Annotated in this window: 18 protein-coding genes; 6 read left to right on the forward strand and 12 right to left on the reverse strand. The window is 74.5% G+C overall.

The window, feature by feature from the left end:
* Window positions 1–8 precede the first annotated feature (8 nt).
* Together ACH4UM_RS09870 and ACH4UM_RS09875 are read right to left on the reverse strand one after the other, a co-directional pair.
* The gene (locus ACH4UM_RS09870) at window positions 9–443 is read right to left on the reverse strand and encodes a roadblock/LC7 domain-containing protein (RefSeq protein ID WP_398175978.1); all 435 of its coding nucleotides are present in this window, start codon (window positions 441–443) and stop codon (window positions 9–11) included.
* Entirely contained in the window at window positions 440–3,271 is a 2,832-nt protein-coding gene (locus ACH4UM_RS09875) for a nitrate- and nitrite sensing domain-containing protein (RefSeq protein WP_398176706.1), read from the reverse strand. The genes ACH4UM_RS09870 and ACH4UM_RS09875 overlap by 4 nt, the downstream gene beginning before the upstream one ends.
* Window positions 3,272–3,693: 422 nt before the next feature.
* On the opposite strand from ACH4UM_RS09875, the gene ACH4UM_RS09880 reads away from it, so the two are divergent.
* The gene (locus tag ACH4UM_RS09880) at window positions 3,694–4,260 is read left to right on the forward strand and encodes a hypothetical protein (protein WP_398175980.1); all 567 of its coding nucleotides are present in this window, start codon (window positions 3,694–3,696) and stop codon (window positions 4,258–4,260) included.
* Here ACH4UM_RS09880 and ACH4UM_RS09885 read toward each other — a convergent pair.
* The 5 genes from ACH4UM_RS09885 to ACH4UM_RS09905 form a co-directional block, all read right to left on the reverse strand.
* On the reverse strand, window positions 4,242–4,451 hold the full coding sequence (locus ACH4UM_RS09885; protein ID WP_398175982.1) for a hypothetical protein: 210 nt from the start codon (window positions 4,449–4,451) through the stop codon (window positions 4,242–4,244). The two genes, ACH4UM_RS09880 and ACH4UM_RS09885, sit on opposite strands and share 19 nt — an antisense overlap.
* A 345-nt stretch (window positions 4,452–4,796) precedes the next feature.
* Window positions 4,797–9,578 (reverse strand): hypothetical protein, encoded by a 4,782-nt coding sequence (locus ACH4UM_RS09890; protein ID WP_398175984.1) that lies wholly within the window; start codon window positions 9,576–9,578, stop codon window positions 4,797–4,799.
* 46 nt (window positions 9,579–9,624) lie between these two features.
* On the reverse strand, window positions 9,625–10,515 hold the full coding sequence (locus ACH4UM_RS09895; protein WP_398175986.1) for a hypothetical protein: 891 nt from the start codon (window positions 10,513–10,515) through the stop codon (window positions 9,625–9,627).
* Between the two features lie 106 nt (window positions 10,516–10,621).
* A complete protein-coding gene (locus tag ACH4UM_RS09900) occupies window positions 10,622–12,148 on the reverse strand; it encodes a hypothetical protein (RefSeq protein ID WP_398175988.1) in 1,527 nt (508 codons plus the stop codon).
* Window positions 12,149–12,239: 91 nt separating this feature from the next.
* Window positions 12,240–12,935, reverse strand: coding sequence for a GntR family transcriptional regulator (locus ACH4UM_RS09905; RefSeq protein WP_398175990.1), 696 nt, complete (start codon window positions 12,933–12,935; stop codon window positions 12,240–12,242).
* A 183-nt stretch (window positions 12,936–13,118) separates the two neighbouring features.
* Here ACH4UM_RS09905 and ACH4UM_RS09910 point away from each other — a divergent pair, with 183 nt between their 5' ends.
* The 5 genes from ACH4UM_RS09910 to ACH4UM_RS09930 are packed head-to-tail and all read left to right on the forward strand — an operon-like array spanning window position 13,119 to window position 17,572.
* Window positions 13,119–14,438, forward strand: coding sequence for an MFS transporter (locus tag ACH4UM_RS09910; protein WP_398175992.1), 1,320 nt, complete (start codon window positions 13,119–13,121; stop codon window positions 14,436–14,438).
* 50 nt (window positions 14,439–14,488) lie between these two features.
* Window positions 14,489–15,304 (forward strand): putative hydro-lyase, encoded by an 816-nt coding sequence (locus tag ACH4UM_RS09915; protein ID WP_398176708.1) that lies wholly within the window; start codon window positions 14,489–14,491, stop codon window positions 15,302–15,304.
* 20 nt (window positions 15,305–15,324) lie between these two features.
* Window positions 15,325–16,083 carry a LamB/YcsF family protein gene (locus ACH4UM_RS09920; protein WP_398175993.1) on the forward strand — a complete coding sequence of 253 codons (759 nt, stop codon included), beginning with the start codon at window positions 15,325–15,327 and terminating at the stop codon, window positions 16,081–16,083.
* Window positions 16,080–16,706: an allophanate hydrolase subunit 1 gene (locus tag ACH4UM_RS09925; RefSeq protein WP_398175995.1), complete on the forward strand. Its 627-nt coding sequence runs from the start codon at window positions 16,080–16,082 to the stop codon at window positions 16,704–16,706. Before ACH4UM_RS09920 ends, ACH4UM_RS09925 begins: the two co-directional genes overlap by 4 nt.
* Complete coding sequence (locus tag ACH4UM_RS09930; RefSeq protein ID WP_398175997.1) at window positions 16,703–17,572, forward strand: biotin-dependent carboxyltransferase family protein; 870 nt, start codon at window positions 16,703–16,705, stop codon at window positions 17,570–17,572. The genes ACH4UM_RS09925 and ACH4UM_RS09930 overlap by 4 nt, the downstream gene beginning before the upstream one ends.
* 38 nt (window positions 17,573–17,610) lie before the next feature.
* Here ACH4UM_RS09930 and ACH4UM_RS09935 read toward each other — a convergent pair whose 3' ends face one another.
* The 5 genes from ACH4UM_RS09935 to ACH4UM_RS09955 all read right to left on the reverse strand — a co-directional run bounded on the left by ACH4UM_RS09935 (window position 17,611) and on the right by ACH4UM_RS09955 (window position 23,041).
* Window positions 17,611–18,471 carry an SGNH/GDSL hydrolase family protein gene (locus ACH4UM_RS09935; RefSeq protein WP_398175999.1) on the reverse strand — a complete coding sequence of 287 codons (861 nt, stop codon included), beginning with the start codon at window positions 18,469–18,471 and terminating at the stop codon, window positions 17,611–17,613.
* A complete protein-coding gene (locus tag ACH4UM_RS09940) occupies window positions 18,468–19,634 on the reverse strand; it encodes a glycosyltransferase (RefSeq protein WP_398176001.1) in 1,167 nt (388 codons plus the stop codon). The genes ACH4UM_RS09935 and ACH4UM_RS09940 overlap by 4 nt, the downstream gene beginning before the upstream one ends.
* Window positions 19,631–20,767, reverse strand: coding sequence for a glycosyltransferase family 4 protein (locus ACH4UM_RS09945; protein ID WP_398176003.1), 1,137 nt, complete (start codon window positions 20,765–20,767; stop codon window positions 19,631–19,633). Before ACH4UM_RS09945 ends, ACH4UM_RS09940 begins: the two co-directional genes overlap by 4 nt.
* 139 nt (window positions 20,768–20,906) lie before the next feature.
* Complete coding sequence (locus ACH4UM_RS09950; protein ID WP_398176005.1) at window positions 20,907–22,325, reverse strand: HEAT repeat domain-containing protein; 1,419 nt, start codon at window positions 22,323–22,325, stop codon at window positions 20,907–20,909.
* 323 nt (window positions 22,326–22,648) lie between these two features.
* On the reverse strand, window positions 22,649–23,041 hold the full coding sequence (locus tag ACH4UM_RS09955; RefSeq protein WP_398176007.1) for an ankyrin repeat domain-containing protein: 393 nt from the start codon (window positions 23,039–23,041) through the stop codon (window positions 22,649–22,651).
* Window positions 23,042–23,186 lie beyond the last annotated feature (145 nt).

Genomic DNA, 23,186 nt, shown 5'->3' on the forward strand with positions numbered 1-23,186 from the left:
TCATCCCACTACCCGCCCGAGGGCAGATCGGTGCGCGGAGCGGCGCCCAGATGTACTCCGACCCGCTTGACGAGCAGCGTCATCTCGTACGCGACCTGTCCGACGTCGGAGTCGGCGTCGGACAGGACGGCCAGGCAGCTGCCGTCGCCGGCGGCGGTCACGAAGAGGAAGGCGTCGTCCAGCTCGACGACCGTCTGACGGACGCTGCCGGCCTCGAAGTGCCGGCCCACGCCCTTGGCGAGGCTGTGGAAGCCGGAGGCCACGGCGGCCAGGTGCTCGCTGTCCTCCCGGGTGAGGTCCTTGGACACTCCGGTGGCAAGACCGTCCCCGGAGAGTACGACGGCCTTGCGGATGCTGGCGACCCGGTCCACGAGGTCGTCGAGGAGCCAGTTCAGACCGGCCTTGTCGGTCGAGGTGTGGCCGGTCGCCTTCGGTGCGGTCATCGACCGTCCCCCTTAGTCGTTCCTTGTGCTGTGCCGTCCTGGGCGTCGTCGCCCACGGCGTTCTCCTCACGGCCACGCTGCCAGCCTCGCTGTAGCGATGCCATACGGCTGCGGACCTCGTCGGCGTCACGTTCGACGGCTTCGGGCCCGTCCTCGGTGCGCCGCTCGGGAGCCTGTTTGAGTTGCGGGGCGAGGTTCGCCTGCCGCACGCGCCGGGGCAGCGGTCCCGCACCGGGTCCGGGTTCGCCCGGCGCGGTGGCGGGGCTGAGGCCCGTGTCGTCGGGGCCGCCGGCCGCGAGGGCGGCCCGGCGGGTGCGCTGCGGGAGGGCGGGAGCCTGCTCCGCACCCTCGCCTGCGGCCGGTGGCGCCGGGGACACGCCGCGTCCGCCGAGGCGGTCGGCGGACGGGGTGGCCCGCCTGAGGGGCGTCTCGCCGCGCCGGCGGGCCGGCAGTGGAGGCGCGGGCTCCGGGTCCGGCCGGCCGGCGCTCGCAGCGGGCCGGCCGTCCGCCGGCTCGCGGCGGGACCGCTGTTCGCTGACCGGGCGCCCGTGGGAGCTGACCAGCTTGGGCGTCCGGCGCCGCGGCAGCGACACCGGCAGGTGCGGGACCTCGTCCTCGTCGGTGCGGTCTTCCGCGCCGCGCAGGCCGGTGCCCTGCCGGTGCTCGGCCGTCTCGTGGGGCGTCGCGTCGTCCGTCTGCGGCTTGGCCAGGGAGCGGCGCGGGCGGAAGAGTCCGCCGCGTTCGCTGTCCGCGTCACCGAGGGTGCCGGGGAAGTCCTCGATGGCGTCCAGGTCGACGGGCGCCTCCAGCTCCACCGGCCCGTCCAGCAGCGAGGCCGGCAGGCCGGGAAGCGGCACGGGTGCCTTGGAGAGGACTTCGGCCTTCGCGGCGGGCCGCTCCCGGTCCAGACGGAAGCCGACGCCGTTTGTGTCGGGGACGTCGTCCGTGAGCAGGGCGTCGGGGACGAAGACGACGGCGGTGATGCCACCGTAGGGGGACGGCTGCAGCGAGACCCGGACGTTCTGCCGCTGGGCCAGCCTGCTGATCACGAAGAGTCCGAGCCGGTCGGTGTCGGAGAGTTCGAACTCCGGTGTTTCGGCGAGGCGGAGGTTGGCGTCCAGCAGGGCTTCGGCGGCCATACCCAGGCCCCGGTCGTGGATCTCCAGGGTGAAGCCGTTGGCGACCCGCTCGCCGAGGACCTGCACCGCAGTGTGCGGCGGCGAGAACACCGTGGCGTTCTCCAGGAGTTCGGCCACGAGATGGGTCAGGTCGGCGACGGCGGGGCCGGTGACGGCGACCCGGGGCAGCCGGCGGACCTCGATGCGCTCGTAGTCCTCGACCTCGGCGACCGCGGCGCGAACGACGTCCATCAGCTGCACGGGTTTGCGCCACTGCCGGGAGGGGGCGGCGCCGGAGAGGATCACCAGGCCCTCGGCGTGCCGGCGCATACGGGTGGTCAGGTGGTCCAGGCGGAACAGGTCGGCGAGTTCCTCGGTGTCCTCGGTGCGGCGTTCCATGGTGTCGAGGAGGGTGAGCTGCTTGTGCAGCAGAACCTGGCTGCGGCGGGCGAGGTTGACGAAGACCTCGGAGACGCCGGCGCGGAGTTCGGCCTGCTTGACGGCGGCCTCGACGGCGGCCCGCTGCAGGGTGTTGAGGGCCTGCCCGACCTCGCCGATCTCGTTCTTGTCGTACTCCAGGCGCGGCACCTCGGTCTCCACGTCGACCTGTTCACCGGTCGACAGCCGGCGCATCACGCTGGGCAGCCGGACGCCGGAGGCCTCGTGGGCCTCCAGGCGCAGCTTCCTGAGGTCGCGGATGAGGCCGCGGCCGATGCGCACGGACAGGACCAGGGAGACCAGTACGGCGATCAGGCCCAGGACTCCCGCGACGGCCGCCTGCAGGATGACGTCCATGGCGACGGGGCGGACGCGGTCCTGATAGCGGTCGTTGGCCCGGTCGTCCAGGGCTCCGAGGTCGTCGAGGACGGTCGCGGCCGCGGTGTCCCAGCTCTTCGCGGTCACGGCGCGGGGCATGCCGGACGTGGTGGAGGCCGCGGTCTGCTCGGCGGCGCGCAGCGGGGCGGTGGAGGCGTTCTGCCAGAAGCGCTCGTAGCGGCCGCGCTCGGCGGCGGGCAGGAACGGCAGGCTGACGCCGTACATCAGGGTCCGCTCGGCCACGAGATCGGAGATGTCACGGCTCTCGGCACGGGTGAGCGTGCCGACGACGAGGGAGGAGCCGAGCAGCGCGTCCTCGCGGGAGAGCAGTTCGCGGGCCCGGGCGAGGTTGACGAGGGCGCGGTACTGCTCGTCCAGCTCCACGTCGTCGAAGACGTGGAGGTCGGCGAGCAGCGTGTAGCAGGGGTCGACCAGGTGGTTGTAGAGGCCGAGCGCCTGGGCACGGCCGACGGTGCCGTCCTCGACGCTGCGGCGCAGGGACTCGATGCCGTCGAATGCGTCGAGGACGGCGGTGAGCCGCCCCTCGCTGCCGGCGCCCATCGCGTCCCGGACGTCGGGATTGCGCGCGTTGCCGCGGATCTTGGCGATGGCCTCGTCGGCTGCGGTCCGGCTGCGCCGCAGTGCGGCGAGCCCGTCGGAGGCGCGCGGGTCGGCGAGATAGACGAGGGTCTGCCGGCGCTCCTGCTGCAGCGCTCGGACGGTGTCCTCGGTGGGGTAGGCGATCTTCTCCACCACGGACGAGGCGTTGAACAGCTGGGTCGCCTGCCTTCCGGTGATCACTGTGGCAAAGGCCCAGATCGCCGTCAGGGACAGCAGCGGCACGAGAAGCAGCGCCACGATCTTCCGGCGGATGGACTTCCCGCGAAAGCGCATGGCCTCCCCCAGCTCGCCCCCCACCGACAGGGGGGTACACATGTGCGTCAACAAACGGCGCGAGCCTACTACCGACACCGCGCTATCTCGAAGAGGCTTCCGGAACCTGAACTTCCGCACCGGCGACGAGAGATGGCGAGTTGTCCGGTCATTGCGGGAGATGACGACCCGGAATGAGGAGGTGACGGCCTGCCGGAACAGGTCGGGCCGCAGGGCCGGTTGGCCGATATTTTTCGCTTCTTGGGAATCTTCGTGGTGCTTCGCTCGTCCTTACTCATGGGACATGGGGGCGGAATGGGCCACTGGAGCCGCATCCCGCACCTGGGCGGCGTAAAGCAGCGCAAGCCGGGCAGCCCACTGGGGAGCCGGTTCTTCGGACACCGGGGGCGAGCGGTCTGCTGGCGGTGGGGAGTGACACGTTGATGGGCACGGAGGAACGGCGCGGGGCGGCCGGTGACGGCGGTACGGCGCAGCTGACGGTGGCGCGACGGAGATTCGAGGCGCCGGATCGCGACATTCCGGCGGTCGGACCCGACCGGCGGGGGTCGGAGAGGTTCGCCGGTCCCGCGGACGCGGACGGACGGGCCGAGCAGCCCTCCTGCAGACCGTTGTGGGTCGAGGAGCCGGCTCGGCGGCGCAGGCTGCCCGACCCGGTGCGTGAGGCGGCCGTGCGTGCGGTGCTGATCATCGCTGTGACGCTGATACAGGCGGTGGTGGCGTTCCTGTGCACCATGGCCGGGTCATGGCTGGCTTTCCCGATGGTCCTGAGCAGCGTGGCGAGCACGGTGGTCGCCACCTGGGCGGCGCTCGACGTGTGGGTGACCCGCCAGGTGTGGAACCAGCGCAACGGCGTGGTCTCGGCGCCGAGCAGCACCGCGCGGGCCCTGCGCCGCGAGCGGCGCAGGGCCCGGCGGGAGGAGCGGGCGGCCGAGCGGAGGCAGGAGCGGATACGCCGGCGGGGCGGCACGGGTCAGCTGTCGCACTCGTAGCGGACGGGACGGCCGCCGGCCCGGACGGCGGTTCCCCGGAGGGCGGCCGCCTGGGCCCGGGCGCTGTCCCGCGCCAGTTCGTGGCGGACCCGTGTGAGGGGGCGCGTGCGGTCCGCGGCGAGAACCGCGGTCGTGCGGCCGTGACGTTCGTACGCGGCGGCGATGCCGTCCCCGGGCGGTGCTCCGTCCACGAGCCGGCCCTCCGTGACGCGGAGGTGACCCTGTCCTGCCGACGGGCGGCGAACCGGATGCGGGCGCCGTACCGGCGGACGAGAAGTACGGCACCGAGCGCGCGGTCTCGACGGTGCGCCCGGCGAGCAGGCCGGCCACGGCGATGCGGGGCAGGGGGTCTTCGTCGGCCAGTTCATGGTCGCCCTGTGCTTCGCGGAACTGGCCGCCCGCTGCCCGATCGCGGGCAACGGCGAACTGCTCGACCGCATCAGCAACACCGCGGATCTACTGAGGGAGGAAGCCTGACTGGTGCTGCGACCGGAAAGGTTTGCCGGTGAACCTGTCCGGTCGCAGCACTGGGGAACCTAGGCCGGCCGTTTGAACATCCGCGTCGCCGTGATCTCGCTGTGCACCGTCTCTCCGGCCGGGGTCTGCTGGGGCAGCCCCGGCCGGAGGTGTTCCTCCACTCTGATGTACTTCAGGCCGGCCCTCAGGTCGGCGTCGTTGCGCAGGCGGATGACCAGGGGGAACTCGGCCAGGGCGGTGGTGTCGAACAGGCCGGTGGTGTAGAGGAGCTGGACGCCGAGCGCGTCGGACACGGCCCGCTGCAGTTCCAGCAGGTAGGTGGCGTTGGCCCGCCCGATGGGGTTGTCCAGGAACAGCGTTCCCGCGTGGCGGTGCTTGTCACGGCCGCGGTCGTTGGAGCGCAGCGCCGCCATGGTGCAGTACAGGGCGATGGCCGCGGTGAGCAGCTGGCCGCCGGAGAACACGTCGCCCATCTGGCCGACGGGGACGCGCTCGGCACGCAGCACGGCGTCCGGCTTGAGGATCTCGACGGCGACCCCCTTGGGCTGGAGGGCGGCGGCCACACCGCGCAGCAGCAGGGACATGCCATCGCGCCGAAGGTCGGAGTTCTTCTTCACGGCGGCCCGGGTCGCCTCGTCGATGACCTCGCCGAGCCGCTCGGTGAGCGTGGCCTGGTCCGGCTCCTCGAAGCGGATGCGCAGGAACTCCTGTCCGGACCACTCGCCGAGGCCCTCCGGGAGCCGGGAGAGGCGCTGGGCGGACCTGAGCGTGGCGAGCGCCGACTCGACCAGGCCGCGCAGCCGGTCCACGATCGAGTCCCGGTTCCGCTCCAGCTGGGCCAGTTCGTCGGTGAGGACGCGGAGCCGGGGCGCGAAGGCCTCGGCCCACTTCTGGGCGTGCTCGGGCAGGGCGGCGGCGGGCAGCTCCCGGATCTGCTGCCGGGCGGGGGTGCGCACCTGTTCGTAGCGGGTGGAGTTGGCGTGCCGGACCAGGACGTCGCTCGCCTCGCGCACCGCCGCCTCGGCGGCGGACAGGTCGGCGGAGCAGCCGCGCAGCGAGCGGCGGGACTCGGCGGCCGCCTGCCGGGCGCCTTCCGGGCTGCCCGGATACGGCTCCGGTTCCTCCTGCTCCTCGTCACTGGTGTGCTCGCGCAGCAGGTCGCGGAGCGTCGCGGAGATCTCGTCGAAGCCGCTCGCCGCGTCCTCGGCGGCCCGATGGGTCTCGAGCAGCTCGGCGTGCGCCTCCCGGGCCCGGGTCAGCGCCTCGGTGCGGGAGGCGAGTTCTCCGGTGGCGGTGCGCAGCAGCGCCTGCGCGTGCCCGGCGTCGCGCGGGAGCTGCTCCTCGGGCAGCTCGGTGTGCGCCTCGCCGTCCTCGGGCGCGTGCCGCTCGGCCTCGCCGCGCAGCCGCCCGAGCTGCTCACTCGCGGACGACATACGGGTCTCCAGCAGCTGCACCAGCTCCTCCGCGCGGGCGGCGGCGGCCTGCCGGGACGGGCCGTCGGAACCGTCGGGGGACTGAAGGAGCTGCTCGGCGCGCGTACGGACCTTGTTGCTGAGCCGGTCCAGTTCCGCGCGGGCCGCGCTCTCGTCGCTCTCCGCCCGGGCCTGCTCGGCGCGCAGGTCGGCGCCGACGCCGACCTTCTCGTACACCTGGGAGGCGGCGCGGTAGGCCTCACGAAGGGCGGGCAAGGAGGCCTTCGGGGCGTCTGTGTCGCTCTGCGGTACGTCGTCGGGGGCACCGGCGATCTCGGACCGCTCGGCGCGCAGCGCGCGGGCGGTGCGGCGGGCGTCGTCGGCGGCGCGCTGGGCGGCGCGCCGGTCCTCGTCGGCGGCGCGGGCCCGCTCCAGGCATTCCTGGGCGCGGGCCTCCGACTCCGCGGCCTCATCGGCGAGTTCACGCAGCCGGACCTGCCAGCCGGCGCGCTCGCGCAGCCGGAAGGCGAGCCCGGCGAGGGCGTCGGCGGCGCGCCGGGCCCTCTGCGCGGCTTCCTGCCGCTCGTCGCGCAGCTGCGCGGCCTCGGCGGCGGCCTCGTCGGCCTCCGCCCGCGTGGCGCGCGCCTCGGCCAGCTCGGCCTCGGACTCCTCGGCGAACACGCGTGCGTCCCCGGCGGCCCGGGCCAGCTCGGTCAGCCGGCCCGCGGGACAGCCGGTGCGCCAGGAGGCGAGCCGGGCCGCCAGTTCCCGGTCCTTGCCGAGCCGGGCGGCCAGCGCCCGGATCTCCTCGTCCCGCCGGGCCGCCCGCGCGCGCAGCGCCTGCCGCTCCTCGTCGGCGGCGTGCTCGTCGTGCATTGCCGGGTTCGGCGGCACGAGAAAGACGGCGCCGTCGGCCGCGCCGGCCGCCGGGGTGGGGGCGAGCAGAGCCGCCGCGGTGCCGACGGCCACGGCGGACCGGGGCAGCAGGGCCGCGTCGGCGAGCGCCTCGCGGGCCCGCGCGTGCGTGTCGGGATCGGTGATGATCACACCGTCGACCAGTTCGGGGCGGGCGGCCAGTACGCGCGCGTGGTCGGCGGGGTCGACGGCCTGGGCGAGGTAGCGCCAGCCGGGCAGCGCGGGAATGCCGTGCTCCCCGAGGAACTCGACGGTCGCCAGCACGTCCGGGCCCGGCGGTAGCAGACCGCCGTCGCCGAGCGCGCCGAGGATGCGCGAGTCGTCGGCGGCGGCGGTGCGCAGCTCGAACAGCTGCCGCTCGGCGCAGGAGACGGCGTCGTCGAGGAGTTCGCGCAACTCGTCGGCGAAGCGGTCCAGGTCCTCGGAGGTGAGGTCGTGCTCGGCGAGGGTGCGTGGCCCGCCGTCGGCCGCGGCGCCCGCCGGGTCCGCCGCTCTGCCGCCGCGCTGTCCGGCTCCGCCCTCGGGGCCGTTCGTCCGGCCATGGGCCGCTCCGCCGGCATCCACGCCCGCGTCGGCCGCCGCCGTCTCCGCCGCTCCGCCGCGGGCGCCGGCGGTGTCGTCCGGCCCCGTCCTGGGGCCCGGCACTCCGGTCCGGCCGGCGCCGCCGGCGCCCGGCAGGCTCAGCAGCTCCGCGAGTCGTTCCTCCCCCGCCAGCGCCTCGGCGAGACGGCGCTCGGCGTCGTAGGCCCGTTCCGCCGCCGTGGCCGCGTCGGCGGCGCGCGCCGCCGTGAGTTCCCCGCGGGATTCGGCCGAGGCCGCCTCGCGGGCGTGCTCGGTGGCCTTCCGGGAGACCTCGCGGGCCTCGTCCCAGGCGGCGACGGCCGTCTTCTCGGCGTCGCTGGCGGCCAGGGCGGCGCGCGCCGGGTCCGCGTCGGGGGCGCTGTCGTCCAGCCAGCCCGCGCGGACGGCCTCGGCGGTCTCCTGCTCGACCTCGGTCAGCCGCTGGCGCAGATGGCCGGCCTCGCTGCGGGCGCGCTGCGCCTCGGTGGCGGCGGCGGTCTGGTCCCGGTAGGCAGACTCGCCTGCCTCCTGCAGCCGCGCGGACCGCTCCTCCTCCTCGTTGGCGAGGCTCTCGGCGCTCTCCGCGGCCGCGTGCAGGGCCCGTACGAGATCCACGGCGGCCTTGGCGCGGGCGGCGAGCGCGGGGGCCGCGTCCCGCTCGGCCTCCTGGATGGCCGCGGAGACGCGGGTGACGCGGTCGGCGGCGGCGCGGTGGCGCAGTACGGCCTCGGCGGCCTGCCAGGCGGAGTGCAGGGTGCGGGCGTCGGCGAGCTCGCGCTTCTGCGCCGCGGCCGACTTCTCCGCGGCGGCGAGCGCCAGCGAGGCGTGCCGGTAGGCGAGTTCGGCGGCGATGAGGGCGCTGCGCTCGCGGGCGCCCTCGCAGTGCGTGACGGCGTAGGCGGCGGCCGTGACGCGCTGGGCGAGGTCGGCGGCCCGGACCCGCTCCTGCACGGCCCGCGCGGACAGCCGCCGGGCCAGCGTGCGGGTGCGCCGCTCGGCTGCGGTGTGGATTTCACGCGCGCGCGTGCGAGCCCGGGCCGCCTCGACGATCCGTCCGAGCAGGTCCACCGACCCTGCGGTGAAGTCCCGTTCGGCGATCAGTTCGGCGCGCCGGCCCAGCTTGTTGCCGAAGCCGCTGACCAGGTCGGCGAGTCCGTCGGTGTCGCGGGTGTCGGTGACGGCGCGCAGTAGCAGGTCGGTGAAGTCGGAGTCCTTCTTCACCGCGAACAGGCCGGCGGCCTCGCCCTCGTCGGCGTTCATCTCGCGCTGGTAGCGGAAGAGTTCGGGGTCCAGACCGAGGTCGCCCAGGTGCTCGGTCCAGCGCTCGTGGATCTCCTCCCAGTGCACCTCCAAGTGCGGATAGGCCTTGCCCGCCTCCGTGATCGCGTCCCGGAAGCCCTTCATGGTGCGGCGCCGGCCCTGCGCGGCCGACTGGCCCTCCGCGGGCGGGCGTACGGCGGTGGCCTCGGCGACGGGGAGGTTGTCCAGGGTCAGTCCGGGGCCGGGCCGGAAGGAGTACCAGGCCTCGGCGAACTTCCGCGGGTCGTTGGACACCTGGCGCCCGCGCCACTCGCTCACCTTGCCGACGACCACGCACTCGCCGGTCAGTACGTGCTGCCACTCCAGCGCCACATGCCCACAGTCGTCGGCCAGGAGGAACTTGCGCAGCACGCCGGAGCTGGCGCCACCGAGGGTGTTGCGGTGGCCGGGCAGCATCACGGAGAAGATCAGCTTGAGCAGGACCGACTTGCCGCCGCCGTTCTCCAGGAAGAGCACGCCGGCGGGCGCGGGGCGGCGCGGCGGGCCGACCGGCTCCTCCTCGAAGAACTCCGCCTGGGTGGGCGCGGGGTCGGGCACCGGCTCGCCCACGCCCCGCAGGTCCAGCACGGTGTCGGCGTAGCGCGCACCGGCCGGCCCGATGGAGTAGAGGCGGACCCGGGACAGCTCGTACATGGCGGACTCTCGTCAGTCTTCTTGCGGATCGGCGGTTCGGGAGGGGTCAGGGGCGGGAGGGCGCGTGGAAGGGCAGCCCGGCGTCGGCCACCAGCTCCAGGTCTTCGGTGTGCTCGGCGGGCAGCAGGCTCGGTGTGCCGTCGGTGACCGGGACGACGCCCAGTTCGAGGAGTTCGGCCATGGCGGCGCTGCCCGCCATGTCGCGCACCTGGAGCTGGTAGCGGGCCGTCGTGCGGTAGGTGCCGCCGCTCTCCTCGCCGGTGCGCTGGAGGAACCCGGAGTCGGTGAGGAAGGCCAGCGCCTTCGCCACGATGCCGGTGGTCGAGGCGGCCGGCCGGCGCGCGTCCTTGGTCGCTCCGGTCGCGCTGCGTCTGGCCCAGATCCGCCAGGCGGCCTCGAGGCCGGGCGCGTCGGTGGCCGGGTCGGTGTTCTCGCCCTGTTCCTCGGCGCGCTGCTCCAGGCGGCGGCAGGCCTGGCGCACGAAGGCGTCGACGCCGTTGACCGTGACGCGCCCGATGTAGCCGTCGTCGGCGAGATCCTCGGGGCGCGGGAAGGCCAGGGCGGCCACGGCGAGGTGGGCGAGCCCGTGCAGGAAGCGGTCCCCGGAGTCGGCGGCGGTACGACGCGCGTAGTCGCCCATGCGGACGGCGAACACCGAGTCCTCGGCGGCGGTCACCGCCATGCCCGCGCGCGGGGACACCTCCAGGACGACGAGGCCGAGCCCGGCGGCAACCGCGTCCGCGAGCCGTGCGAACGCCGGGTCCTCGCGGTGACGGCGCAGCAGCTCGGCGTACTCCTGGTCCCGCGCCGGCTGCAGCTTGGGCTGGAGTCCGAAGGCCACGAGCCGCGCCGCGTCGGCGGCGTCGGCGGGGGTGACGGCGGCCGTCGCGGGCGCACCGCCGGCTTCCGGCTCACTCCGGTCGACGTGCTCGGTCACGGTCGGTACTCCTTGCTGCGGCCGTGCTCGTGGCCCCGGTCCTGCTCGTGGGTGCGGTCCCGCTCGTGGGTGCGGTCCCGCTCGTGCCTGGGGTTGCGGGTGGGGTTCACGCCGCCTCCGTCCGTCCGGCCGCCATTCCGGCCGCGTCCAGCAGGGCCGTGCCGACGATGAGGTCGGCCCCGCCGAACTCGGGGTCGTCCAGCTCGGTCCCGTCGTCCACGGCGAACAGCAGCTTCTCCTCGCCCTGCCGGTAGGCGGTGCCCACCGGAGGGCTGGCCGCGTGGACGGCCAGCAGGGCCACCAGATAAGGAAGTTCGGTGTCCTTGCGCCGGGCCTCGGCGAGCAGTCCCGAGAGCCGTCGCGGCGCGTCGGCGGGGAGGTCCAGCAGTTCCATGGCGGCCGCCAGTTGTTGCTCGCTGAACCGGCTGTCGTCCGGCGTGGCAATCAGGTCGGGCTCGGGCATCTCCGCGCCGAGGTGCTCCCGCTCGGCGGGCGGCGTCAGCAGTATGCCGACGAGGTCCGCGACCCGGACGGAGACCGGTGTGCGCAGTCCGGTGCCGTGCGCGAAGAAGGCGTCCGTGACCCGGATCGCCTGCTCCAGGGGGAGCGGGAGGGTCGGTGCGAGCAGGTGTCCGAAGAGGTCCGTCCCGGAGGTGGTCAGGGGCGTGGCGAAGGCCTGCCGGTCCTGTTCGGCGCGGAAGAGCGGGCCCGCCTCCAGCAGCCGGGACTGCAGCTGCGTGTGCCTGCGGATGCAGTCCTTGACGATGTCGACGAGCTCGGCGGCGCGCCGCTTGTGCTCGGGCTCCTCGGTCTCGTCGCGGGCCTTGCGGATGTTGGTCAGGATCGCGTTCTCGTGCCGGTAGCGGTCGGCGACGTGGTCGAGGGCCTCGGCGATCATGTCGGGCACCGCGTTCAGCCAGTCCACCGCGCGGACGTTGCGCCGGGTGGCCTCCAGGGCCCGGCGCAGGGTCTCCGAGTACTGCACGGTCCGGTAGCGGGCCTGCTCGGCGGCGAGCTGGGCGTCGGCGAGCCGGCCGCGGTTGATGAGCACCTCGAGTTTCACCTCGGCGGCGATCTGCGCGCTGGTGACGTCGGTGTCGAGGGCGCCCACGAGGACGTTGACGGCCTCGTCCGTGGTGCGCAGATAGACGCTGCCGCCGGGGCCCGGCACCTCCTCGATCAGCTTGAAGTCGTAGTCCCGGCGGACATAGGTGCCGTCCGGGGCGAAGGTGCCGTACACCGCGCGGAAGCCGCGGTCGACACTGCCGACGTTGATCAGGTTCTCCAGCACCCAGCGGGCCACGCGCTCGTGCTCGGCCACCGGCCGGTGCGGGGCCTGGGCGGCGACGCGCGGGATGAGCCGGGCCACGATCTGGTCGTGGTCGGCGCCGGTGTCGAAGTCCATGTTGAGGGTGACGAGGTCGATGGCGGCGAGCGCGACCTCCGCCATGCCGTACACCGAGTACTCGCCCGCGAGGTTCGCCTTGCGCGCGTCGAGGTCGTGCAGCGGCGCGGTGCACGCGAGCGCGCGCAGCCGCCGCGCCAGCCCTTCGTCGGCGGCCGGGCCCGGTGCCGGGCGCGGCCCCGCGCTGAGCTGGGGCGGAACGCTGTCCGTCGATGCAGGCGAAGTCACGGTGCACAGACTAGGTCCTCGCTCTGACAACGACCCAAACGGCGCAGATGCGCCCGGCGCGACCGGCGTCACCGAAGGGGCGGGGGACCCGCTACCCGTCCTCGCCGACCCGTCTGCGGTACACCTCCACGATCCGGTCCAGCGAGTCGTCGAGGTAGACCGCGAGGAGCCTCTCGGCCCCGCCCCGGTCGCCCGCCAGCAGGGCCCGGAGGATCTGCTGGTTGCGGCCGAGGTACGGCTCGTGCAGGCGCCGCGGGTCGTCCACGACGTGGAAGGCGAGACGCAGTTCGGCGAAGACGCTGCGCATCAGTTCGTCGGTGCGCTCGCTGCCCGCGAGCGCGACCAGTTCCCGGTGGAAGTGGATGTTGGCGGTGCCCAGCCCATTCCAGTCGGCTTCGCGGGCCGCCCGCCGGCCCTCCGCGACGGCCTCGGCGAGGCCGTCCACTGCGTACGGCGGCTCACCCAGGCCGCGTACGACGGCGCACTCGACGAGGCGGCGGGTGCGGTAGATGTCCTCGACGTCCTCGACCGCCAGCACCCGTACGAACACGCCGCGGTTCAACTCGTGGACGAGCAGCCTCTCGTGCGTGAGCAGCCGGAACGCCTCGCGCAGCGTGTTGCGGGAGACGCCGAGCGCCCCGCCGATGCTGTCCTCCGACAGCCGGGTGCCGGGCGGGAAGTAGCCCTCGGCGACACGGCTTCTGAGGATGTCCGAGACGCGCTCGGCGGTGCTGGTGCGGCCCAGCAGGGCACGGTCGTCGGCCAGTGGCGTCAGCTGCTCTGCCATGCCCGGAATTCAACCGCAGACACAGGAACGAAACAACAGGGGTATTGAAGGATCGTTCAACGATCCTCTACCTTGCTACGCACGGCGCCGCCGCTTCCCCGTACTGCGGCACGACGGCGCCCTGGCTTCCGCACGGCACGGCTCACTCCTCCGCACCCTCCGTCCCACAACTGCGAGGTGCCCATGAGCACGACCCCTCCACCGCAGGCCCTGACCTCCGGCACCCGGTCCAAAGGCGGCGAACACGCCCCCGACGACGGCGCGTTCGGCTGGCTGCGGGCCCTGGACCCGCGCGGCCGCCGCGCCTTCGCGGGCGCGTTCGGCGGCTATGCGCTGGACTCGTACGACTACTTCACGCTGCCGCTGAGCATGGTGGCGCTGGCCGCGCACTTCGGTCTGGACAGCGGCCAGACCGGCCTGTTCACCACCGTCACGCTGGTCGTCTCCGCGATCGGCGGCGCCGTCGCCGGCGTGGTCGCGGACCGCGTCGGCCGGGTCCGGGCACTGATGATCACGGTGATCACCTACGCGGTGTTCACCGTGGCCTGCGGCTTCGCCCCCACCTACGAGACGCTGCTGGTGTTCCGCGCCCTGCAGGGCCTCGGGTTCGGCGGCGAGTGGGCGGTCGGCGCGATCCTGGTCGCCGAGTACGCGAGCGCGAAGCACCGGGGCCGCACGCTCGGCGCGATCCAGAGTTCCTGGGCGGTCGGCTGGGCGCTGGCCGCGGTCGTCTACACACTGGTCTTCTCCGTGGCCGGCGACGACCTGGCCTGGCGCGTGATGTTCTGGACCGGCGCGCTGCCCGCGCTGCTGGTGGTGTGGGTACGGCGCCGGGTGCACGACGCGCCCGAGGCGACGGCGGCCCGGGAACGAAGCGCCGGACGCGGATCGTTCGCGGCCATCTTCAAGCCGGGCACCGCCGGTTCGCCGGGCCTGCTGCGCACCACGGTCTTCGCGGGACTGCTCTCCACCGGTGTCCAGGGCGGCTACTACACGCTGGCCACCTGGGTGCCGACGTACCTGAAGACGGAGCGGGGCCTGTCGGTCGTCGGGACCGGTTCGTACCTGACGTTCCTGATCTCCGGTGCCTTCATCGGCTATCTGACCGGCGGTTACCTCACCGACCGGCTGGGCCGGCGCCGCAACATCTGGCTGTTCGCGCTGCTGTCGGCGATCTGCATCCTGGCGTACGCGAACATACCGAGCGGCGCCAACACCCTGCTGCTGGTGCTGGGCTTCCCACTGGGGTTCTGCATGTCGGCCATCTTCAGCGGCTTCGGCTCCTACCTCAGCGAGCTGTACCCGACGGCGGTGCGCGGCACCGGGCAGGGCTTCACGTACAACACCGGCCGCGCCCTGGGCGCGGTCTTCCCGACCCTGGTCGGCTTCCTGGCCGACAGCTGGGGCGTGGGCGGCGCGCTGGTCTTCGGCGCGATCGGCTACGGCATCGCCGCCCTCGCGCTGCTGGGGCTGCCCGAGACACGCGGGAAGGAGCTGGCGTGAACCCCACGGACACCACCAACGGTTCCCCCACGGACCGCCGCCTTCGGGTACTGGCGGAGGACCGCCCCGTGGCCCTCGCCGACGAGCACGCGCACGCGTGGAGCCCCGCCGCGGCCCGGCGGCGCTTCCGGGAAGGGCTGACCGGCCCCACCGCCGGGGTCGCCGCGGGGCACACCCAGGTGAACATCATCTCGGTCCCCGCCGACTGGGCCTACGACATGCTGCTGTTCTGCCAGCGCAACCCCAAGCCGTGTCCGGTCCTGGACGTCACCGACGCCGGTTCCTTCAGAACCGTCCTCGCCGAGGGCGCGGACCTGCGCACCGATCTGCCGCGCTACCGGGTGTGGCGGGACGGCGAGCTGGTGGAGGAGCCGACGGACGTGCGCGGGCACTGGCGCGCGGACCTGGTGACGTTCCTCATCGGCTGCAGTTTCACCTTCGAGTGGGCGCTGACGTCGGCGGGCGTCCCGATCCGGCACATCGAACAGGGCCGCAACGTGCCGATGTACGTGACGAGCCGTCAGTGCCGGCCGGCCGGACGGCTGCACGGCCCCATGGTCGTGTCGATGCGTCCGGTGCCGCCGGAGCACCTGCCGGCGGCCATCCGGGAGAGCAGCCTGCTGCCGGCGGTGCACGGCAGCCCGGTCCACTGCGGCGATCCGTCCGGGCTGGGCATCGCGGATCTGGACCGCCCCGACTTCGGTGACGCGGTGGACGCCGAGCCGGACGACATCCCGGTGTTCTGGGCCTGCGGGGTGACCCCGCAGGCGGCGGTGACGGCCTCCCGGCCACCGTTCGCCATCACCCACGCGCCGGGGCAGATGTTCCTGACCGACGCCCGCGACGAGCAGTACCGCGTGGCCTGAGGAGAGACGCGAATCAATCCATGACCTCGATCGATCTCAACGCCGACCTCGGTGAGGGCTTCGGCCGCTGGCGGCTGACCGACGACGAGCGGCTGCTGTCCGTCGTCACCAGTGCCAACGTGGCCTGCGGCTTCCACGCCGGGGACGCGGCCACCATGCGCCAGGTGTGCGAACTGGCGGCCGAGCGCGGGGTGCGGATCGGGGCGCAGGTCTCCTACCGCGACCTCGCCGGGTTCGGGCGGCGCGCGATGGACGTGCCGCCCGCCGAACTGGCGGCCGAAGTGGCGTACCAGATCGGTGCTCTGGAGGTGTTCGCGCGAGCGGCGGGCGCCCGCGTGTCGTACGTCAAGCCGCACGGCGCCCTCTACAACCGGGCGGTGCACGACGAGGAGCAGGCCGGTGCGGTCGTCGAGGGGGTGCTGCTGGCCGACGCGGCGCTGCCGGTGCTCGGGCTGCCCGGCTCACGGCTGCTGGAACTGGCCGCAAAGGCCGGACTGCCCACGGTCACCGAGGCGTTCGCGGACCGGGCGTACACGGACGAGGGCACGCTGGTGTCACGCGGCCGGGACGGCGCGGTGGTCACCGATCCGGAGGCGGTCGTGGAGCGCTCGGTGGGCCTGGCCCGCTCCGGGACGGTCACCTCGCACTCCGGAGCGCTCGTCGACGTACGGGCCCGCTCGCTCTGCCTGCACGGGGACACCCCCGGCGCGGTGGAGCTGGCCCGGCGGGTCCGTGACCGGCTCACGGCGGCGGGCGTGCGGGTGGAGGCCTTCGCATGAGGGTGTTGCCGGTCGGCGACGGCGCGCTGCTGGTCGAGGTCTCCTCCGGCGAGGAGGCCCAGGCCCTGCACGCGGAGCTGCTGCGGCGCCGCGCGGAGGGCCTGCTCACGGCCCGTGAGATCGTGCCCGCGGCGCGTACGGTCCTCCTCGACGGCCTCGCCGAGCCCGACCGGGTGGCCCGTGAACTGACCGCCCTTGAAGTGCCACCCGCCCTTCCGCGCGGGGAGCGGGTCGTGGAACTGCCCGTGCGCTACGACGGTCCGGACCTGGCCGACGTGGCCGCCCAGTGGGACGTCCCCGCGCGGGAGGTGCCCCGCATCCACGCGGCCACCGAGTTCCGCGTCGCGTTCTGCGGGTTCGCGCCCGGCTTCGGCTACCTCACGGGGCTGCCCGCGCGCTACCACGTTCCGCGCCGGGCCACTCCGCGTACGGCGGTCCCGGCCGGCGCGGTGGCGCTGGCGGGTGCGTACACCGGCGTGTACCCGCGGTCGTCGCCGGGCGGCTGGCAGCTGATCGGCACCACGGACACGGTGCTGTGGGACCACGCGCGCGTGCCGGCCGCCCTGCTGTCGCCGGGCACGCGCGTGCGCTTCGTTCCGGCCGGAGCGGCGGGTGCCGGATGACGGACCGCGCGCTCGCCGTCGTACGCGCCGGGGCGCTGACCACCGTGCAGGACGCGGGGCGCCCCGGACACGCACACCTCGGTGTGCCCCGGTCCGGGGCGCTGGACGCACCGGCCGCCGCGCTCGTCAACCGCCTGGTCGGCAACCCCGCCGGGGCGGCCGTCCTGGAGACCACGCTCAACGGCTGTGCGGTGCGGCCCCGTTCGGCGGTCACCGTGGCGGTCGGGGGTGCGCCCTGCCCGGTCTCGGTGGACGGGCGGCCCGTCCCCTGGGGGGCGCCGGTGCGGGTGCCGGCCGGGGCGCTGCTGGACGTGGGCACAGCGGCCTGCGGGGTGCGCAGCTATGTCGCCGTGTCCGGCGGGGTGGCCGTGGAGCCGGTCCTCGGGAGCCGCTCCACCGACCTGCTGTCCGGGCTCGGCCCCGCGCCGCTCGCCGACGGCGTGGTGCTTCCCCTGGGGCAGCCGGCCGGCCTCCACGCGCGCGTGGACGTCGTCCCGCAGCCGCGGCCCCCGGCCGAACTGGTCCTGCGCGTGACCCCGGGGCCCCGCGAGGACTGGTTCACGCCGGCGGCCCTGGGGACGTTCGCCTCGCGCCCGTACCGCGTGTCCTCGGCGAGCAACCGCATCGGCCTGCGCACCGAGGGGCCCGCCCTGGAGCGGGCCCTGCCTGGTGAACTCCCCAGCGAGGGCATGGTGCTGGGCGCGGTCCAGGTGCCGCCGGACGGCCGCCCGGTGGTCTTCCTGGCCGACCACCCGACCACCGGCGGCTACCCGGTGATCGCGGTGGTCCGCACCACCGACCTCCCGGCCGCCGCCCAGGCGGCCCCGGGCACCCCCGTCCGCTTCGTACCGGTACGCCGCCGCTGAGGGACATACGCACCCTGCCGGCGGCGGCCTGGTTCTTCTCACGCGGCGTCCGGTTCGGGACGGTCGCGCACCGACAGCGCGGCCAGAGCCGCCGACACCGACGCCGACGCCCGCAGGTCGAGGCGGGCGCTGGTGCCGCGAGCGCGGTGGCGCAGTTCGCCGGCGGCGAGGGTGAGCAGCTGCGGCAGCAGATCGGTGCAGCGGCGCGCCACCCAGCCGGTGCCGGCCGTGGCCAGCCACCACAGCCTCGCCGGCCGGGTGGGCGCGGGAGAGTCCGGTTCCGGCGAGGGCGCGGCACCGGCCGCCAGGCCCGCCGCGGTGAGCAGCGCGTGGAAGCGGACGGCCAGTTGGCGGTGTCCGCGTTCGCCGGGGTGCAGGCGGTCCGCGCTCCACATGGCGCGGTCGGTGAGCCACTCGCCCTCGTCGGCGTGCAGGTGCACGGCCCCGTACCGGTCGGACAGGGCGTGCACCACCGCGTTGACCGCCCGCTGCCGGCGGGCCAGCGGGCGGGCCAGCGCGCCCGGCAGGCCGAGCATCGCGCCGGGGTCCGGCAGGCAGGCGGTCAGCAGGACCGCTCCCCGGCCGGTGAAGGCCGCGTACACCTGGTCGAGCCGGGCGGCCACGGCGTGGATGTCGAAGGTGCGGCGCAGGGTGTCGTTGACGCCGACGACGACGGAGACCAGGTCCGGGCGCAGTTCGAGGCCGGCCGGGGTCTGCCGGTCCAGTACGTCCCGGGTCTGTGCCCCGCTGACCGCGAGTTTGGTGAACTCCACCGCCGTGGGGTCCCCGGCAAGCCCTCCGGCCAGCAGCTCGGCCCAGCCGCGCCACCCGCCGCCCGCACGGTCGCCCACGCCCTCGGTGAGCGAGTCACCGAGGGCGACGAAGCGCAGGGGTCTCATGCCACTCCCTCCGGCACCGGGCGGCGGCGCGGGCGGACCGGGGCGTCGTGGGCGGCGAGGAACGCCGCCACGGAGCCGGCCCACCCGAAGCACTCGGCACGCGCGCGTGCCGCCTCGCGCCGCGCGCGCTCCGGGCGTTGCAGCAGCGTCTCCACGGCGTCGGCGAAGTCCTCGCCGCGGTCCGCCGCGGTGGCCCCGGCGGAGCCGATCACCTCGGGCAGCGCGGAGGAGGCGCTCGCCACCACGGGGGTGCCGCAGGCCATCGCCTCCAGCGCGGCCAGCCCGAACGTCTCGGCCGGGCCGGGCGCCAGGCACACGTCCGCGCAGGCCTGGAGCGCGGCGAGCAGGCCGGGGTCGCTGACGTGCCCCAGGAAGGTGACCGGGAGCCCGCGCTGACGCGCCCGCTGTTCCAGCCGGGGCCGCAGCGGGCCGTCACCGGCCACCACCAGCACCGCCCGGCGCCCGCGCCGCAGCAGCACCTCCAGGGCGTCCAGCGCGTTCCCGGGCCGCTTCTCCACCGACAGCCGGGAGCACATCACCAGCAGAGCCTGGTCCACGCGCGCGTGCCGGGCGCGCAGCGCCGGGTCCCGCAGCGCCGGACGCCGTTCGGCCAGGTCGACGCCGAGTGGGGCGCGTACGACGTTGCGCGCGCCGATGCGCACGAACTCCCGCTCGGCGAACTCGGTGGTGCACACGATTCGCGCATAGGTGTGCGCGGTACGGATGTTGAGGGCGTCGGCGGCACGCCGGGACAGGTTCTCCGACAGGCCCCAGGTGCGCAGCACACCGTCGGCGGACTCGTGCGACACCATCACGGCGGGCACCCGGGCACGCCTGGCCCAGCGGCCGGTCCACCTGAGCGTCGTACGGTCGGAGACCTCCAGGCGGTCAGGCGCCAGTTCCTCCAGGACGGCGGCGACGCGCTGCCTGCCGGTGAGGACCCGGTAGCCGCCGGTGCCGGGCAGCAGCGGCCCGGGCAGGGTGATCACGCGGCCCTGCTCCGTCTCGCGGTCGGTGTGCCGTTCGCCCGGGGTGATCAGCACCGGTTCGTGACCGGCCGCGCGGTAGCCCTTGCCGAGCTCGCGCAGCGCGGTGCGCAGTCCGCCGGAGGCGGGGGTGACGAAGTTGGCGAGCCGTACGATCCTGAGCGGTCCTCTCTTCATGCCGCCACCACCGGCCTGCGCTCGGCGAGCACGTCGGCGTAGTGGGCGAGGAGCTGGTCGCCGACGGCCTCCCAGGTGCGGCCCTCGACGGCGGCGCGGCCGGCCGCCCCGAACGCGGTGCGCAGCGCGGGGTCGGCGGCGAGCGACCGCACCGCCTCGCGTACGGCGGCGGCGTCGCGCGGCGGGACCAGCAGCCCGGTGCGGCCGTGGGCGACGAGGTCGAGCGGGCCGCCGGCGGCGGGCGCGACGACGGGCACCCCGCTGGCCATGGCCTCCTGCACGGTCTGGCAGAAGGTCTCGAACGGGCCGGTGTGCGCGAAGACGTCCAGTGAGGCGAAGATCCGGGCGAGTTCGCCACCGGTGCGGCGGCCCAGGAAGACCGCGCCGGGCAGGGTCTCGGTCAGCTGCGCCTGGCTGGGCCCGTCGCCCACGACGACCACCCGGACGCCCCGCAGACCGCAGACCCCGGCGAGGAGTTCGACCTGTTTCTCGGGGGCCAGCCGCCCCACGTAGCCGACGAGCAGCTCGCCGTTCGGGGCGAGTTCGCGGCGCAGCGCCTCGTCGCGGTGCTCGGGGCGGAAGCGTTCGGTGTCCACGCCGCGGGGCCACAGCCTGACCCGGGGCACGCCGTGTGTCCGCAGGTCGTGCAGAGCGGCGCTGGAGGGAGCCAGGGTGCGGTCGGCGGCGGCGTGGACGGAGCGGATGCGCCGCCAGGCGGCGGCCTCGCCCGCGCCCATGTAGGTGCGGGCGTAGCCGGCGAGGTCGGTCTGGTAGACGGCGACGGCCGGGATGCCGAGCCGGGCGGCGGCCGCCATGCCGCGGACGCCGAGGACGAAGGGGCCGGCCAGATGGACAAGGTCGGCGCGGTGCTCGGTGAGCGCCGCGGCGACGCGCCGGCTGGGGAGGGCGACGCGGACCTGGGAGTAGCCCGGGAGCGGGAGGGAGGGGACACGGACGACGGGCACGGCGGGGCAGGGCGACCAGGCGTCCGGCCCCTTCGCGGCGGCGGTGGCCGGAGCGACAACGAGGGGAGCGTGACCGCGATCGACGAGGTGCCGGGCGGTCTGGAGCGCGCAGTGGGCCACGCCGTTCACATCGGGGGGAAAGGATTCGGTCACGATGACGACACGCATACCGGTGTTGTCGCCGTGCCGGACGTGGCCGCGTCAACGTGGATCTTTCCGGCCGAGGAACGTCCCATGAGCGTTGGGCTGCACAGCCGGGCAGGTCAGCCCATGTCCACGCACTCCTGACTCCCGGGTCACCGGCCGTTCACACGGCGGGCGTGTCGGGTCCGATGCGGCTGCGTACGGCGGTCTGGACCTCGGCCTCCTCTGCCGGGTCGGCGGCGAGGCGGCGCAGCTGCTCGACGACGCGGGTGTCACCGGTCTCGGCGTGCCGGGCGGCGAGTTCGCGGGTGGTCTCCTCGCAGTCCCACAGGCATTCGACGGCGAATCCCGCGGCGAAGGAGGGGTCGGTGGCGGCGAGGGCGCGGGCCGCGCGGCCGCGCAGATGGGAGGAGGCGGTCTCGCGGTAGACGTGGCGCAGGACGGGCGTGGCGACGGTGATGCCGAGGCGTCCGGTGCCGTCGACGAGGGTCCACAGGGTGGGCGCGTCGGGGCCTTCCCCGCGGACGGCCTCCCGCAGGGCGGCGAGTACGAGGTCGCGGTCGCGTGTGCCGCCGCGGCAGGCGAGCATGCGCCCGGCGGCGGCGCCCAGCGGGTCGGGGCGGCGGGCCCAGCCGCGCGCCCGGTCGACGGCGGCGACACTGCGCATGCGTTCGAAGGCGTCCACGGCGGCCTCCACCACGGCGGCCGAGCCGTCGGACACCGCCGACTCGATCAGTTCGAGGGCGTCGGGGTCGTTGCCGTCGGCGAGGTAGCGCAGGGCGGTGCAGCGGGCTCCGTCCGTGCCCTGCCTGGCGGCCCGGAGGATCTCGGGCCGGTCCTCGGGACCCGCCACGGCGGTCAGACAGCGGGCGGCCGGCACGTGGAGCGCGGCACCGCGCTCCATGCCCTGCTGGGCCCACTCGAACACGGCCTGCACGCTCCACCCGGGGCGGGGCCCGGTGGGGCGCAGCTGCCGCTGCCAGCGGTCGAAGCAGCCGGCCTCGTGGGCGGCACGCACGCGCGTGGCGATCGACTCGCGGGAGTCCTCGGCCCACAGCCGCCACGGCCGGGGCTCGAAGGCGTCGCGCACGGCGACGGCCAGTTCGGCCTCGCCCTCGGCGTCGGCGGGGAAGCGGGCGAGGACGGGTGCGGCCAGGGCGCGCAGTCCCGCGTCGTCGTCCCTCAGCGCCAGCTCGTCCAGGGCCCAGGCCCAGTTGGCGCCCGTGGCGGCGTACCTGCGCAGCAGCGCGAGCGCGTCCAGTCTGCCGTAGGAGGCGAGGTGCCCGAGGACGGCGAGGGCGAGCCCGGTGCGCGACTCCTCGGTGTCGAGGGCGTCCTCGGGATCGAAGAGGTGCGCCTCGATGGCGTCCAGTTCGCCGTTGAGATCGAGGAAGAGCCGTGCGTAGTAGAGGGAGCGGTTCTCCACCTGCCAGTCGTGGCGGGGGTCGCGCAGCACGCAGTGGTTCAGAGCCGCGAGCGCTTCGGCGCGGGGGGCGGTGAGCGCGTGCAGCGTGCCGTCGCCGCGGCCCCGCTGGAGCAGGCCGAGCAGCGTACCGCTGGGCGCTATGACCGGATCGAACATGGGAAACAGCCTCACATCAAGCGTCGACGCAACCGGGGACCACGCACTACCTGGCCGCGTGACAACACGTCGGGGCGCCCGCCGTCTCTTGCTCGCTGTAGACCATCTTCCTCTGCCTCTCGTCGGTGGCCCTGCGGACCGCATCACGGCCCGCGCGGTGCGGCAACCCCTGCCCAGCCATCGCGTCCGTGAATCACGACGTCATGATGACCCGGCCTGTGAGCTGCCGCGACCGATATTTCCGGCGGCCCCGTACCGCCTCCCCCGTTTTCCGTGTCGTGCCTGGTCAAAAGAGCCGTAGCGGCTGCTCACGGCCCTTGGGTTCACTCGCTGCCGAAAAGCTCCAGCAGCTCCGACTTGCCGAACATCCGTGCAGTGTCGACGGCCGACGGCGTACCGGCCGACGGGTCCGCGCCGCCCTCCACCAAAACCTTGATCACTTCCTGCTCGCCCTTGAAGACCGCTCCGGCGAGGGGCGTCTGCCCGCGATCGTTGACGCGGTCGGCGTCCGCGCCGCACTCCAGCAGCGCACGGACCGCGTCGGCGTGGCCGTGATAGGCGGCGAGCATCACCAGGGAGTCGCCGCGGTCGTTGGTGAGGTTGGCCGGGACGCCCGCGTCGACGTACGCGACGAGCGCCTCGGTCCGCCCCTGCCGGGCCAGATCGAAGATCTTGGTCGCCAGCTCCACGACCTCGGGGTCGGGGGCTTCACTCATCGGCCGGACCGCCTCTCACTGCGAACGTCGGGTACCTCGGTGCTGCGGGGAGCAAGCGTACGGCGGCGAGCGGTGCCGTCCGTACGGGTGAATCGCCAGCGTACTGGCTCCTGCGGCACATGACCCGATCTGCCCGAGGTAAAGA

Source organism: Streptomyces sp. NPDC020801 (assembly GCF_044334385.1).
Taxonomy (GTDB): Bacteria; Actinomycetota; Actinomycetes; order Streptomycetales; family Streptomycetaceae; genus Streptomyces.

Bases quoted from the DNA above. Each gene is read 5' to 3' on its own strand.
- ACH4UM_RS09870 (WP_398175978.1), bottom strand. From the start codon at position 443: ATGACCGCACCGAAGGCGACCGGCCACACCTCGACCGACAAGGCCGGT.
- ACH4UM_RS09875 (WP_398176706.1), bottom strand. From the start codon at position 3,271: ATGCGCTTTCGCGGGAAGTCCATCCGCCGGAAGATCGTGGCGCTGCTT.
- ACH4UM_RS09880 (WP_398175980.1), top strand. From the start codon at position 3,694: ATGGGCACGGAGGAACGGCGCGGGGCGGCCGGTGACGGCGGTACGGCG.
- ACH4UM_RS09890 (WP_398175984.1), bottom strand. From the start codon at position 9,578: ATGTACGAGCTGTCCCGGGTCCGCCTCTACTCCATCGGGCCGGCCGGT.
- ACH4UM_RS09905 (WP_398175990.1), bottom strand. From the start codon at position 12,935: ATGGCAGAGCAGCTGACGCCACTGGCCGACGACCGTGCCCTGCTGGGC.
- ACH4UM_RS09910 (WP_398175992.1), top strand. From the start codon at position 13,119: ATGAGCACGACCCCTCCACCGCAGGCCCTGACCTCCGGCACCCGGTCC.
- ACH4UM_RS09920 (WP_398175993.1), top strand. From the start codon at position 15,325: ATGACCTCGATCGATCTCAACGCCGACCTCGGTGAGGGCTTCGGCCGC.
- ACH4UM_RS09925 (WP_398175995.1), top strand. From the start codon at position 16,080: ATGAGGGTGTTGCCGGTCGGCGACGGCGCGCTGCTGGTCGAGGTCTCC.
- ACH4UM_RS09930 (WP_398175997.1), top strand. From the start codon at position 16,703: ATGACGGACCGCGCGCTCGCCGTCGTACGCGCCGGGGCGCTGACCACC.
- ACH4UM_RS09935 (WP_398175999.1), bottom strand. From the start codon at position 18,471: ATGAGACCCCTGCGCTTCGTCGCCCTCGGTGACTCGCTCACCGAGGGC.
- ACH4UM_RS09940 (WP_398176001.1), bottom strand. From the start codon at position 19,634: ATGAAGAGAGGACCGCTCAGGATCGTACGGCTCGCCAACTTCGTCACC.
- ACH4UM_RS09945 (WP_398176003.1), bottom strand. From the start codon at position 20,767: ATGCGTGTCGTCATCGTGACCGAATCCTTTCCCCCCGATGTGAACGGC.
- ACH4UM_RS09950 (WP_398176005.1), bottom strand. From the start codon at position 22,325: ATGTTCGATCCGGTCATAGCGCCCAGCGGTACGCTGCTCGGCCTGCTC.
- ACH4UM_RS09955 (WP_398176007.1), bottom strand. From the start codon at position 23,041: ATGAGTGAAGCCCCCGACCCCGAGGTCGTGGAGCTGGCGACCAAGATC.